Raw genomic sequence first — 13729 nt, forward strand, 5'->3', positions numbered from 1 at the left:
AAGATCTGTTCTAGATTAAAACATTTTTTGCCTCACCATCATGGCCTGTAATTCAATGCTGAGCCAGCCGATATTGGCTTAGAATATACTATGGCAAGACTCATAATTACCAGCCAACAATCATTCACTAGTATCAAGACAAACCTAGAAAGGCTACAAAAAGATATCAGACAAGCAAAGGCAGTTCAGGAATTCCGTATCACCGTGATCAAGGTCATCCAAAAATCACAAAAATACCGTCGATTGCCCAAGCCGGCTACACTCAATACAGAAAATCAAAACGAACAATCAAGATGACAAGTACTAGCGTCTCAATAGATGGTATTAGCGTTGGCAACGATCAACCCTTCGTATTGATCGGCGGGGTGAATGTGCTTGAAAGTCTTGATTTTGCCATCAACGTGGCCGGTCACTATGTTGAAGTTTGTCAACGCCTAAGCATTCCATTTGTCTTCAAAGCCTCTTACGATAAAGCCAATCGTTCTTCCATTCATTCGTATCGAGGTCCAGGGATAAAAAAAGGTCTCAACATACTAAAAGCCGTGAAAGAAACATATAAAGTCCCGGTTTTAACTGATGTGCACACACCAGAAGAGGCCTCTGAAGCTGCCGCCATTTGCGACGTAATTCAACTTCCTGCCTTCCTAGCACGCCAAACAGATCTTGTGCGGGCGATGGCAGAAACAAATGCGGTGATCAATATCAAGAAGCCACAATTTCTGAGCCCAGAGCAAATGAAAAATATTACTGAAAAATTTAGCGAATGTGGCAACACTAAATTGCTTCTTTGTGAACGTGGCTCCAACTTTGGCTACGACAATCTAGTTGTCGACATGCTGGGCTTTGGAGTCATGAAGCAGACCTGCAATGATTTGCCCCTGATTTTCGATGTCACCCATGCATTGCAATGCCGCGATGCTGGTGGAGCCGCCTCGGGCGGCCGGCGTTCACAAGTTCTTGAACTCGCCCGTGCTGGCATGGCCGTTGGGCTTGCGGGGTTATTTCTTGAATCTCATCCCGATCCCAACAAAGCTTTATGTGATGGTCCAAGTGCGCTTCCTCTAACACTTCTCGAGGCTTTCTTGGGACAAGTTAAATTAGTTGATGACCTAGTCAAAGCCATGGATAAATTAACCATTGAATAAATACAAAGAATCAAGAACCCTTGCTCTCGAAATGGGAGCAATCTTAATTATCGGGTAAAATATTTAGAGAATTGCTTTTTAACATTAAGGTCTGGGTCCATGCACAAAATACTTCTTGCCACAAAGTCTTGATTAAATTTATCATCTACACAAGTAGATGTCTCTGGCAATGCATAGCGAGACTATGATTCAATACTTTCTCCCAAGTCACCCGAAGTCCGATCCACGTGTCCGCACACTGTGCAGAAGATCACACCCATTCACAAGCTTTCGCTACCTCACATCAGATCTATATTCGAATCACAAAAAGATAACTTTCGGCTATCTAGGTACATTCGCCAGAACGATCCTATTAGGCCCATCAAGTGCTCAAAAAGCTGCTCTTGAAAAGCTGGTGATCCTTGATCACGCCTATGCTCCAAAAAGTCATAAGTTTGGCCTATTTCGTGCAAGCCGCTTTAGCAAAGAACTCCAAACACTCACATTGCCAGGTCAAGATCTACTCGAAAATAAGCACAAGAATGATCTCTACTCATACCTAAAAGAACAACAAGGAGAAGATCAAATCATGCTGACCGGGGAAGCAATTCAACACTTCAGCATCAAAAACTCATCCAACATTCTTCTAATCAACCCGGCACCAGTATTACTAGCGTTGCGCTCAATCAATCGCGAAAATTTCAACCAGGAGCTAATTGAGAGGATCAAAGACAGGCATGATTCAAAAAACATATACAACTCGTACAAGCCTCTAGAGATTAATTTGACTCAAACAGGCGAAAGAGACAAGCAAAAAAGACCGTGCAAAAAAAAGACCTTTCAATACAACTGTATCGATAAGGTTTACTGTCCAACTTCAATGCTTGCGCTACGTTTCATCCTGAAAGGAATTCCAGTTGAACTTTCAAGTCTTCATCCACTACAAAAAATCCTTGGCGAAAACATCCATGCTCATTCAAGTCAAGAGGCCCTAGACATCGTTTACAACTCACTTCTCAAAACAACTTTGTCTATCCGAAGACTACGAAAATTCGAGAGATTTATAGCGAGTAAGTCAACCTAAAAAATTAAATCATCTCAGCATGATGACCAGAGAAGCAAATCGAAACGAGTTGACGAGCAAGAGCAGAAAACTGAGCGGGTCTCAAAATCTCAAAGCGTTTGCGAAAAACATCCTCATTAAGAAGCTCATTGTTAGACAACAGCATTGTAATTTGCATGCACCAAGCCTCACAGTCCGCTCGTAAGGGCATCAGCCAACTTCCAAGCTCACCTGACTGAATATCTGCTGGGAAGCCTGTTGGAGATGACAGCATCAAGCAGCCACTAGCCATTCCTTCTAGGAAAGAAACAGGACCACCCTCCTGAGCCGCCACCGAACAAACCAAGCGAGAATTCTGATAAACTTTAGGAGTCTCAGAATGTGGTAGATCAATCAAGCGAACGCGTTGATCAAGAGAATATTCACAACACTCCCAATCATGGCCTAGTATGGCTACATTTAGGCCCATCATAATCAAACGATTGACTATCTGTACCTGCAAGCCATAACGTTTACGCTTGTGGTAATAACCATCAGAGCCTTCACGATAACGACCAACAAATAAAACATCGATATTACGCTCGCCACACTGTTGAGAAACCCCATCTTGGTCATTTCCGGCAAATAAACAGGGGTCGTATCCAGCAGGAAAAACATGAATCCGTTCTTTGTTAACCTTGCGCATAGATACCAATTCTTTTTCAAAGTGATTTAAAACAAGCACTGCATGAAGCCGATCAATCCGATCAAGTGGTAAACCCAAGCGCACATGAGTATGATAAAAGACAATACGCTTTTCAGGTACTCCAAACTCAATAAGTTCATCTAAAAACTTCAAACCCATAGCCACTACATAGATATCGTGACGACCGATAAATTGGCGCAACTCAGCTTCATCCCCAGCAATCTCACAGCCAACCGATTTAATGCAACTAAACTGCGCCTGAAGATCTCTCCAAAGAAAATAGAGAATCCATCCCCGATTTTGCATCGGCAGGTAAGCAACCAGACAAGGTTGCTTACCTGCCGATGCATCAAATAGCCGCTTATACTGCTGGCCTTTGATTACGCGTAAAATGCGCTTGAATACATACAGAAGTGCTTGCTTCAGAGCTTTCATAAAGGATACGCAGATCGCAACGCGGGATACGCTCGCAGAAAGTATTGAACTTGCCAAAGGAATAACCAGTAGGCAATCCAACTTCCCCCTATAACGCTACAAAACAAACCCAAACGATTGCGAAGAGCAATTGCGAGACAGGCGACGAGATAAACCAAGCCCAGACCTAAAGCTGCTGTCCAAGTAATGGCATGAATATCTGGATGCTCTGCTACCGACTGGTTAATCAAAACACACCAGAGTAACGGGGGAGCTGTTACGATTGCAAGTGAACCTGAATATAGAGAATTCACATGGTTACAGTAAGTAATCAATGCAATCAAGCCAGTACCTGCCAAAAGGTACAGAAGAAGGTGCTCAAAGCTAGCGACTTTTGATATCTTGTCAATCATCAATTCAGATTGCCTCCATGCAAAACCAAAAGACTGAGCTATTGATTCATAATCCAAATCTGATTGAGCTTTGCCTTTTGTTTTATGAATAAAGCCAAAACGGTCGAGCATGGAGCTACCACCTAAAATGAAGCGTCCTGTCAAATCAACTACAGCAAGACGGATATAATGCATCGCACTAGAAGCGAAAAGTGCCAATGCCATTGACCAAGAATAGATAGCGCGAACAAAAGAGTCTTTCAAGTCCAATGCATAGCGACCAATCAGCACTGTGATTGCACACATCACTCCCATCCTTGGGCAGCCAATTGCAGCAATCACCAACAGCACCGCTGAAAGTTGATGAAGCCAAGCACTCCTCAAACGGATCGCCAACGCCAAGCATGATGCACTAACAGCCACTAGGACAGAAGAAAGAGCCCGGTCATCGCTATTCCACAACGCTCCCCAAATACCCTCGCTTGGAAAGACAACAGCAAAAGCAGCAAATAAGACCAAACCAAAAATATAACGAGGGGTCGAAATTGAACGAGAACGTTCTTCAATAATTAGCCATGACAGCGTGGCAACAGAAAGAGAAATTAAAGCTGCAGATGCATAAGCAGAAGCCCGAACTACTTGCCAAAATCCAACCACTCCAGCCAACTGGTAGGCGAAATAATGGGGCACAATATATAAGGTGGACTGTGAGGAATAAAGATCCTTAGGCATTGATGAAGGCAGAGTCACCAATAATTTTCGAAAAGTCATCAGACCACCAAGCTCCCAAAAACCAAATTCATGCCATGAACGCACAGAATCAAGCAAGCGAACATTGCATGTTGAGGCCAAATGGTTCAGAGAATTTCCCGCATTTCCCAAAGCCACATTAAATAACAACAAGCAAATCGTTACGCCAAGTAACCAGGGTATGTACATCAACCAACATGGACCGGTTGAGCTGCTTGGCGATGTTGATGTCATGAGAATTCCTCTCTGACTAGTGGTTGCTCTGCAATGAACTGTTCAGACATATTAAAGTACAAAGGCATTGCTCCTATAGCGTTAACAACTGTATGCTCAGGTAGAGAAGAATCCATGCGAATCAAAACCGTAATCACTATAGATCTCATCGATCTATTTCATCTAAAGGGAATCATAAGACTGTACTAATCATGAGACTGTTGATGTCATCTCTATTGCTACACCCCTCACACTGGCTGCTAGCCCATCAATGAGCTGAAATCATGATCTCGGCTGTATGTCACCGAAGAAGGATCATCCGCTGCAATCATCCTCTGCTTGCTGTTGCAACAAGGGTGAAAGTCAACAACAACGTCATCAGCATGGGAAAGTTCTGCTCCTCACTCTCCTCTCCTACCATCTACCAGGAAGTAAAGAGATCTAAGAAACAGAGATCAAATCTACGACTTTGCAGCTATCGCTAACCGAGAGGGTTAACAGCTTCCAACTAAGCATCCTACTAGTTGATTTCTACAGAGTTCAGCAGCTGCAGGCACTTCGGAATCATGAGATTTTTGATGGCTACCACTCGATGAAACCATCGGCAAGCCGAGGCAATTCGTATCCACTTTTTCTCGCGTCGCCATAGCTTTCAGCACAAACGAGCTTTTTATGGCAATGCATCTCTACCCTGATCAAAACTTCAGTGAACCAAGCATGGTTCAAATAAATCGCTTTGAAGCCATGTATAAGCAGATCCCTGCCATCAACACCGTGGTAGCTGTTCTGCTTTTTCAAAACATTCTATGAAAGACACCCTGCGCTGGCAGACCATCGCTTGGGGACGCATCCTGTTCAGGACACGCTTGGCTCGTTCGGAATGGGAGGCCTTGAAGGCTTGGCAGGGATTGGTCCATCAGGCCTACCAAGGCAATCCGATACAACCCAATCTCTGCCATGACCTTTGGCACCAAGACCAATTCCAAAAGCCTGACGCGCAAAAAGCTTTTTTCACCCCCAATCGACGCGAAAGAGAACCTTCATCGCACCACTACGGCCACGATATTCAGTTGAAACGCTATTGCGGTTTGCCACTAGTTGGAGCCCCGCTTGAAGTGCTCTTGGAACACGGCCTCAAAGTTGCAAAAAGCTCACGTTTTGAAGCGCCAAAAGCCTGGGCAAAGCAAGGCTACCTTTGCATGGGTCCATTACGTGCTCGATGGTTACAGGAAGAACAGGCTGTCCCTGCTCACCCGATTGGACCATGGATTCGCTTCGCAAAACCTTTGCTCACTGCTAAGCAGCTGCAGCTATATCGCGAACACTGGGGCAAAACCCTACTGGTGGTGCTAGCCCACAGCTGGGATCAAGTGGAACGATCCATGGATCTAAAGGCCTGTATCGATGCAGTCAGCTCCATTGCTGATCAATATGGTTACTTAAAAGTGGTTTGGCTACGGCACTGGAAAGATCCTCTGAGCCTACCTATTCCAGATGGTTGGATCACCGCCTGCAATGGCCACCGCTCAAACCCCTGGTTTCTAGACTCACTGCGCACACTTCTGGAACTTAGTGATGGATTAGCAAGCAATGCTTTCGGCACACATTTGGGTTACGCCACAGCTTTAAAAAAAAATCTGCACTGGATCAATGTCACAGCTAAGCAGGATCTAAGTCTGTTGGCAGCTACCAAAGCACAAGAGGAGCAGATCGAATGGCAGGAAAGACAACGCTTGAGCGAAGAATTAATCTCTGCACTGAAATTACCGTTTGATCAGCAAGCCTTAGCAATACATCAACTACTAGATCCTTACTGGGGATTGAGTATTCAGCCTTCCCCTGCTGAGATCGCTAAAATACTAGGCCGTTAATTCAGTACTTCCACTCATAAGAATACTATTGCTTGCAATAAGACAGAGGTTGAAGTCAGTCAGCAGACATCAAGCCAAAAAACAACGCGAAGGCAGCGTTGGTCAACCAGGCAAACAGCCAGAGCAGTATTTACTGAACAGAAGTACAAAATCCCCCACAAATCTGAGCCATAGATATCGGATCATGGTACTTGACCACAGCTCAGCAGCTCCGTGACTGGTACTTACTGAAAAGAGTGGTCCTTCAAAGCCAACCAAGGGAAAAACTGTTCCAACCGCGACCAGCTTGCCAAAGGGCACACAGCAGTTCAAAGCAACCTCCATCCAAAAGAAATGCAAGGCCTTTTCCATCCTCTCTCGAAGCAGGGTTACGCAAAAGGCGAACTGCCTCTACAAGACCAATCCTCTGAGGATTGGTCTGTTGACAAGATCGAGCACCTTGACTCGGGCTATGACCCAAAGTGCGAATCAACAGCAGCGCTGCCTTTTCAAGGCAATCATTTTCAGGGATAAGTAGCCCAATTCTCTTATCACCTCACTCCAATGGTTCTATCGGCGCAAGACGGGGGTCAAGAATCTTTGGCCCCATCCCTACAAACTTCACCGCAATTGAAACCTTTTGACCACTGCCGAAGGTATGTGTAATTTCACCAACACCGAAGCTGGAGTGCGTAACCCGATCACCAACGGCCCAGCGGCGACTAGAAGCGGAATTAGTCTGTCGACGTCGAACAGCATTTGCCGGCGGTGCACTAGGCCGCTGACGATCCACACGCGTCAGTCTTTCCAGATGACGTTCACGACGCATGGCGGCCCCTCCGCTCTGAGGGACGTCACCATGCACTAGTGCTTCAGGCAGTTCCGAAAGAAAAACTGATGGCACGGCAGCCTCACGCATGCCTCCCCAGAGCCGTCGCTCACAGGCGTGAAAAATGAACAGCCGCTCTTTAGCCCGAGTAATCCCTACATAACAAAGACGACGCTCCTCCTCCAGCGAAGCCGGATCATCTAGCGAGCGATAGCTCGGGAACAGTCCCTGCTCCAGGCCCACTAGAGAAACGACGGGAAACTCAAGCCCCTTACTGCTATGCAGGGTCATCAAGGTGACCCGGTCGGTCGCAGTGTCTTTGCTGTCGGCATCGCTTGACAGAGCAGCACTAGCCAGAAAGCCCTCTAAATCACCTTCCTCGTTCTCCTCCTGATACTGAAGACCTGCATTGACTAATTCCTGCAAATTGCGACGCCGCTCCTCCGCCTCATCAGTTCCATCTGCAATCAGCTCACTCACGTAGCCACTCTTCTCCATCACCTGCTGAATCAATTCCGCAGGTGAAGACTCCTGAATCTGCCGCTGCAAATCATTAACTAGCTCACAAAACTGCAAAAGACCCTTGGCTGAACGACCACCCAAAGAACGCACGGCTTCCGGATCACTGACCACATCCCAAAGCGGGATCCCAAGCTGATTAGCCGCATCGGTTAAGCGCTGAATAGTGGTTTTACCAATTCCCCGCTTAGGCACATTGATAACACGCAAAAGACTTACACCGTCTGCTGGGTTAACAAGAAGCCTCAGATACGCCAACACATCTTTGATCTCACGTCTGTCATAAAAGCGAAGGCCACCCACCACCAAATATGGAATTCCCCAACGAACCAATGATTCTTCAATGGCGCGTGATTGGGCATTGGTGCGGTAAAGCACCGCCATATCCCCCCAACTGAGTTCTGGGTTTGCAGACTCCAACATCCTCAGCCGATGCACCACTGCTTCGGCTTCGGCAATCTCATCATCACAACGAGTGAGTGTGATCAGCTCTCCTTCGCTACGCGTCGGTCGCAATACCTTTTCGATCCGTTCGGTGTTGTTCGCAATCAGCGCATTGGCAGCCTCAAGGATCGTTGCAGTGGAGCGATAATTCTCCTCCAACTTGACCATCGTCCGTGTGGAGTCCTCCGGAGCCTGATCACCAAAATCGTCCTGAAATCCCATCAAGATGGTGAAATCCGCAGCCCGGAAGCTGTAGATACTCTGATCGGCATCTCCGACCACAAATATTGAACGCCCCTGCCAATCGTCGTAACTCTGAGGATCTCGACCATCAAGCACCAGAAGCTTGATCAGCTCGTACTGGGTACGGTTGGTGTCCTGATACTCATCCACCAACACGTGACGGAAGCGGCGATGCCAATAGCCGCGAACCTGCTCGTTCTGTTGTAGCAACTGCACTGGTAACAACAGAAGATCGTCGAAATCGAGTGCATTGTTCGCCGCAAGAGCCTTTCGGTAACGGCGATAGGTCTCAGCGGTAAGCTTGCCCCGCTGGCCTTCTGCATTGGCCTCCAGCTCATCAGGCAGCCATCCCTGGTTCTTGGCGTTGCTGATCGCCCAACGCACCTTCTTCGGCTCAAAACGCTTTGGGTCTAGCTGAAGATCCTGAGTGACGATCTCCTTCACCAGGCTCTGGGCATCAGCCTCGTCATAAATTGAGAATTGCTTGGTCCAGGTGAGGCCCTCCGGATCTTTGAACTTATCGATATCAAAACGCAGCATGCGCGAAAACAGCGCATGGAAGGTGCCGATCCACAGCTCCTTAGTCACCTCCCGGTAGATGCGCGAACGCAGTTGACGCTGCTCCACCGGCGGCAGCGTGCTCCAGGGCTGGCCGTACTGGCTCTGAGCCAGGCGCTGGGCCAGCAACAACTCCAGCCGCTCCTTCATCTCTCGGGCGGCCTTGTTGGTGAAGGTCACCGCCAGAATCTGAACCGGATCGGCGCCATGCTCACCGATTAGGTGGGCGATGCGATGGGTGAGGGCCCGGGTCTTGCCGCTGCCGGCACCCGCTACGACCAACAGCGGCCCTTCGTGGTGATCCACCGCCCTGCGCTGGGCGTCGTTGAGGCCGGCCAGAAAGCTCATGAGCAGAGGCTACAGAGCCTCAACAGCGCCAAGTCGGCGCTTCTGCCGCTTGGGGTCCTTGTAAAAAATGGATTGAAATCAAGCCTCTTAGAATCCAGGCCAGAAAAGACAAACAATGAGCGATACCTGCAGTTCCCATTTTTCATTCTCGGAACAACTCAAGCAAGCTGAATTTCATCCCGAGACATTTCCACACTGGATCTGCCGTAACTTCCTTCCCGAAGCGCTACTCAAACCGCTCGCCAGCCGCTTCCCCACAAGCCAGGCAATCCATCATTTTACCAAACCCAACACTCCTTACACACAGAACACGGCCTATCCCTGGGAATTCACATCACTTCCAGCCGACCTGACGGAACTCAACACGGTCGCATCCGCCTGGACAGCACAGAAGCAAGACCTAATCCAGTTCATTCATCCCCATCTCCCCCCCCATCTGCAGCCTCACCTTCAGGAGCTGATCGACCACACCGAATCTCGAGGAGATGGGCGGGCAACCTCTCCCTGCACCATGAAGGGCACAACGCAGTTAGGCCCCCATTGCGACAACCCCAAGGAACTTTTGGCAGGGCTCATTTACCTGAGAGACGATCGCGATCAAGGAGAAGGCGGAGCCCTCGATATCTATGCGCTCCGAAACCCCAACCGAACCCGCTACATGTCGGCAAAGAGACGAATCCCCTCCCGCTATTTAACCAAGATTCGCTCGATTCCCTACGCCTCCAACACAGCTGTTTTCTTCGTGCCCACCCACTTAGCGATTCACGGGGTCTCATCCCGCGACATCACTACTCATGACAGGCGCCTGATCAACCTCTCCATCGAAATCACCAAACAGTCCAATCTCAAACTCTGGGATCCCCAGCAACATCTTCATCGCAGACATGAACTGAACCTTCGCCTTGCTCACCGTGCAGCGAAGCTGGCCCGTCAGGCGGGACTGAGCACTATCAGCAAAGTGCTGAGCGAAATCGGCAGCAGTGGCGAGATCTACAACTTCATCAACAGCAAGAGGCTCAGATGAGATCCAGTCACAAGACTGCTGATCAGGAATGACGGCTACGGTGACACTGGGCTGCAGCGTGGCCCAGCACAGATGCCACGGTGGAGATGTGATTCCCCACCGTGAACCGCTCGCGGGCATGCCGCTGCGCGGCACGCCCCATCTGCGCCGCCAGAGCTGGATGCTCCAGCAGCCTCAGCAACCCATACGCCAACGCCTCCAGATCCCCTTCTTCTGCAAGGAAAGCGGTGCGCTCCTCAAGCACCACCTCCGGGATCCCCGCATGACGGGTCGACACCACAGGCAACCCGGCCATCTGCGCCTCGAGCACGGCCACGGGGCATCCCTCGGAATCACCATCCGCCGCGACCCGGGAGGGCAGCAGCAGGCAGCGCACCTGCCGCATCGATGCGGCTACCTGGGCAGGTGACTGAAATCCCAGCAATTCCACCTGACCCTCGAGGCCCAGTTCTCGGATGCGCACCTCCAAAGCCGGTCGCAGGGGACCCTCACCAATGAAGTCCAAATGCAGTGGCAACTCAGAACGCTGCTGAACCATTGCAAAAGCCTCAAGCGCATCTAAGGGAGCCTTCTTCTCAACTAATCGACCGACAAACAACACTCGGGGTGGTGCATTTGCAGGCGAAGCTCCGTAAAACAAAGTGGGGTTTGCCCCAGAAGGGCTGATTGTGATCCGTTCAGCATCTGCCCCAAGCTCCTCCAAAACGACTTTCATGGGCCGACTCTTAACGATGAATGCTGATGCGATACGCATCAGACGCCTATAGCGCTCCTGCAACAATCTCAAACGCCTGTCTGCGGATGCATCAGAACCCCGGAAATGCACAACAAGAGGCACGCCACTCCAGCGAACAGCATCCATGACCCGCACTGCATGGAAACCAAATTCAACAAGAATCACGTCTGGCCTATGACAACGGATCAGCCAATAAGCGATGAATGATGATGGCAAAGTTGCCAATCGCTGAAGACCAAGACGTGTGCAGACCTTGCTAAGCAAAATTGCAACGCCATAGGCCATTTGCCCAGGACTATTTGAAGTTCCAGCGTATTCATCTCCAAAAAAAGCAATTTGCCGCAAAGGCATTGCAGCAAGATTGCTCCGGATAAATGTCTCCGAAGGAGAACATCTGGTGGGTGCGAATAGCATCACAAGAGGGTCCAAAGCCTGCTGAACAACATCCTCAAACTGCTTGCGAACTACAGATGGTGAATACAACTCACGGATCCTTCGAGCTTCTCGCCCAAAACGTTCAAGCTTTAAAGGGTTCTCAATCAAGGTTGCAATAGAGTTTCCCAACTTCTGCGCATCAACGTTTTCAGGTAGTAATTCACCATTAACGCCATGTTGTATCAACTCTCGAGGCCCTGTTGGACAATCAATGGCAAGACATGCTGTCCCAGATGCCATTGCTTCCATAAGCACATTGGGGCAGCCTTCAAACCTTGAACTAAGGACAAAAAGATCAGCTCTTTCATACCAATCGCCGACATTCCCGACACGTCTAATTAACAGACGCCGGCTTTGACCGTTGACATGAGCGGAAAGAGTCTGACGCAAGTAAGGATGACTCTGATGAACACCCGCGATAACAAGCCAGCAATTCGGATGATCATTGGCAAGCAAACTAAAGGCCTGCAATAATCGATCAAATCCCTTTTGATGAGGCTTAGTCCCTACAGCCAAAACAACCTGTGCTTTAGCCGGTAGACAAGATTCAGGAGAAATGCAAGGGTCCTGGATCGGCAAAGGCCATTCCACTGGATTAGACACAATCCGCCAATGGCTAGTCAAGCCTGAATCTTCAAGCCACTGACCGATTCTTAAAGTTTGGACCTGATGCAGAGCTGCTCTTGGATAAAGAATTCTGCGTAAAATCCACCACGACAATGGCAATGTTTTTGCCGGTGGATAATTAACCTCTGCAACAATGACACGCCAGGGTTTACCTACATTGGCCAATAGCAAGTTAATCGATGGCCTGGTGGAAACACCAATTGCTAGATCAGGTGGATACTTGGCTAAATAACTTCGCAGCCATCTCCAAGTCGACTCTTTTGATCCAATAGGGCGGGTAACTACTTGAAGGCCAGGCGGCGCCTGGAAAAATACTTCATCAGGCGGGAATCCTAATAAAAGAGTTACCTCATGCCCCATATCCTGCAACCAAGCAATCCACTTCAAAGCAATACGCTCTGCACCCCCCAAGCCCAAATCATGGATATGCAATACAATCTTTGCCATATTTTAGCTATCCGATAAAAAGTTAGGCTCAAGGGAGTCAAGCCAATCAAGCGCCCCCTCAGCAATGCCAGGCGAAGCTATGTTAATCATTATGGAAAGCCTTTTTTCACGCAAAACTTGTGAATCTGACGTCATAGCCAACTCGACCAAGTCAAGGACTTCAATCAAGAGGCCAAGATGATTCTCCTTGGCCTCTTCAACTGGTCTTCGATATCGACCACACTCAAGCTCTATCCGCAATCTTTTCAAGGAATTGCACAACTGATGACATCCTAACCGATTAAAGCTTAGACACAAAAGTCCTCTCAAAAGATTAGTAGTACTGCGATATAGCACATCAGCAGAAATCTCTCGAAAAGGCATCGCATTGAGAATCCGTAAATTTGCGTTGCCAATTGACTCAATTGTTTTAGCAGCAGCCCTTCCTTCAGAAAGAGATAACTGCAGCAAGCAGGCGCGAGCCGAAACAATTTGTTTATATGGACATTCACGGTTACGCCAATGAGGACTAAAAACAATCTGTTCTGAACTAGTCAGGCCTGCCTGCCTGAAAAGCCATGGGTGTAAGCCATCCAAACTAACTGAATTCTTTTGTTGAATAGAAATATAAATAGCTGCAATTCCAGCATAAAAACACTGATGAGAAAGGAGAGACTCAGACTTGTGAATCCCGACAAGTAAAGTCAAAGCCTTATCAGGTCCTGCCGGCCTGCAATCTGGTCTAAAAACAAACCTCTCCGCCTGAAAATGCCACTGATATTTATACTGCTGATATTCAAGAAGCCTTAATGCACTATGTATATCATCGGCATCGATAGCAGTTTCGACAGAACATTCAGAAGCCTTGATTTTTTTATAACTCAACAGCCACAGGAGGCGTCGACACAAACGACCCATATGACGCCTTAAAGCTCCAAACAAATCAGCCACAACTCCATAATAACCTTACAATGCTTATTGGAGCAACTAAAGGAATTAAAGCCCTCTAAAAGACATAAGCATAATTTTGCGGCCACCAGCATATAAAC

At 48.2% G+C, this 13729-nt stretch carries 10 protein-coding genes; 4 read left to right on the plus strand and 6 right to left on the minus strand.

Features of this window, described 5'->3' with window-relative positions:
- Positions 1-293: 293 nt before the first annotated feature.
- Positions 294-1145 (plus strand): 3-deoxy-8-phosphooctulonate synthase, encoded by an 852-nt coding sequence (kdsA, locus tag SIB41_RS09500; protein ID WP_413358439.1) that lies wholly within the window; start codon positions 294-296, stop codon positions 1143-1145.
- 394 nt (positions 1146-1539) lie between these two features.
- Entirely contained in the window at positions 1540-2208 is a 669-nt protein-coding gene (locus tag SIB41_RS09505) for a hypothetical protein (RefSeq protein ID WP_413358441.1), read from the plus strand.
- Positions 2209-2212: 4 nt separating this feature from the next.
- Here SIB41_RS09505 and SIB41_RS09510 read toward each other — a convergent pair whose 3' ends face one another.
- Positions 2213-3307, minus strand: coding sequence for a glycosyltransferase (locus tag SIB41_RS09510; protein ID WP_413358444.1), 1095 nt, complete (start codon positions 3305-3307; stop codon positions 2213-2215).
- On the minus strand, positions 3304-4506 hold the full coding sequence (locus tag SIB41_RS09515) for a hypothetical protein (protein WP_413358446.1): 1203 nt from the start codon (positions 4504-4506) through the stop codon (positions 3304-3306). Before SIB41_RS09515 ends, SIB41_RS09510 begins: the two co-directional genes overlap by 4 nt.
- Before the next feature lie 941 nt (positions 4507-5447).
- Between SIB41_RS09515 and SIB41_RS09520 the strand changes: the two genes are divergently transcribed.
- On the plus strand, positions 5448-6512 hold the full coding sequence (locus SIB41_RS09520) for a hypothetical protein (RefSeq protein WP_413358448.1): 1065 nt from the start codon (positions 5448-5450) through the stop codon (positions 6510-6512).
- A gap of 244 nt (positions 6513-6756) precedes the next feature.
- On the opposite strand, the gene SIB41_RS09525 is transcribed toward SIB41_RS09520, so the two are convergent.
- Positions 6757-6984 (minus strand): hypothetical protein, encoded by a 228-nt coding sequence (locus tag SIB41_RS09525; RefSeq protein WP_413358450.1) that lies wholly within the window; start codon positions 6982-6984, stop codon positions 6757-6759.
- A 63-nt stretch (positions 6985-7047) separates the two neighbouring features.
- Positions 7048-9432 (minus strand): UvrD-helicase domain-containing protein, encoded by a 2385-nt coding sequence (locus tag SIB41_RS09530; protein WP_413358452.1) that lies wholly within the window; start codon positions 9430-9432, stop codon positions 7048-7050.
- Between the two features lie 115 nt (positions 9433-9547).
- On the opposite strand from SIB41_RS09530, the gene SIB41_RS09535 reads away from it, so the two are divergent.
- The gene (locus SIB41_RS09535) at positions 9548-10456 is read left to right on the plus strand and encodes a hypothetical protein (protein ID WP_413358455.1); all 909 of its coding nucleotides are present in this window, start codon (positions 9548-9550) and stop codon (positions 10454-10456) included.
- Between the two features lie 22 nt (positions 10457-10478).
- Here SIB41_RS09535 and SIB41_RS09540 read toward each other — a convergent pair whose 3' ends face one another.
- On the minus strand, positions 10479-12701 hold the full coding sequence (locus SIB41_RS09540; RefSeq protein WP_413358458.1) for a glycosyltransferase: 2223 nt from the start codon (positions 12699-12701) through the stop codon (positions 10479-10481).
- Positions 12702-12704: 3 nt separating this feature from the next.
- On the minus strand, positions 12705-13565 hold the full coding sequence (locus SIB41_RS09545) for a hypothetical protein (RefSeq protein ID WP_413358460.1): 861 nt from the start codon (positions 13563-13565) through the stop codon (positions 12705-12707).
- Positions 13566-13729 lie beyond the last annotated feature (164 nt).

Source organism: Prochlorococcus sp. MIT 1201 (assembly GCF_047303415.1).
Lineage (GTDB): Bacteria > Cyanobacteriota > Cyanobacteriia > PCC-6307 > Cyanobiaceae > Prochlorococcus > Prochlorococcus marinus_D.

Coding starts and splice junctions, on each gene's coding strand:
- SIB41_RS09535 (WP_413358455.1), top strand. CDS start 9,548: ATGAGCGATACCTGCAGTTCCCATTTTTCATTCTCGGAACAACTCAAG.
- SIB41_RS09540 (WP_413358458.1), bottom strand. CDS start 12,701: ATGGCAAAGATTGTATTGCATATCCATGATTTGGGCTTGGGGGGTGCA.
- SIB41_RS09530 (WP_413358452.1), bottom strand. CDS start 9,432: ATGAGCTTTCTGGCCGGCCTCAACGACGCCCAGCGCAGGGCGGTGGAT.
- kdsA (WP_413358439.1), top strand. CDS start 294: ATGACAAGTACTAGCGTCTCAATAGATGGTATTAGCGTTGGCAACGAT.
- SIB41_RS09510 (WP_413358444.1), bottom strand. CDS start 3,307: ATGAAAGCTCTGAAGCAAGCACTTCTGTATGTATTCAAGCGCATTTTA.
- SIB41_RS09520 (WP_413358448.1), top strand. CDS start 5,448: ATGAAAGACACCCTGCGCTGGCAGACCATCGCTTGGGGACGCATCCTG.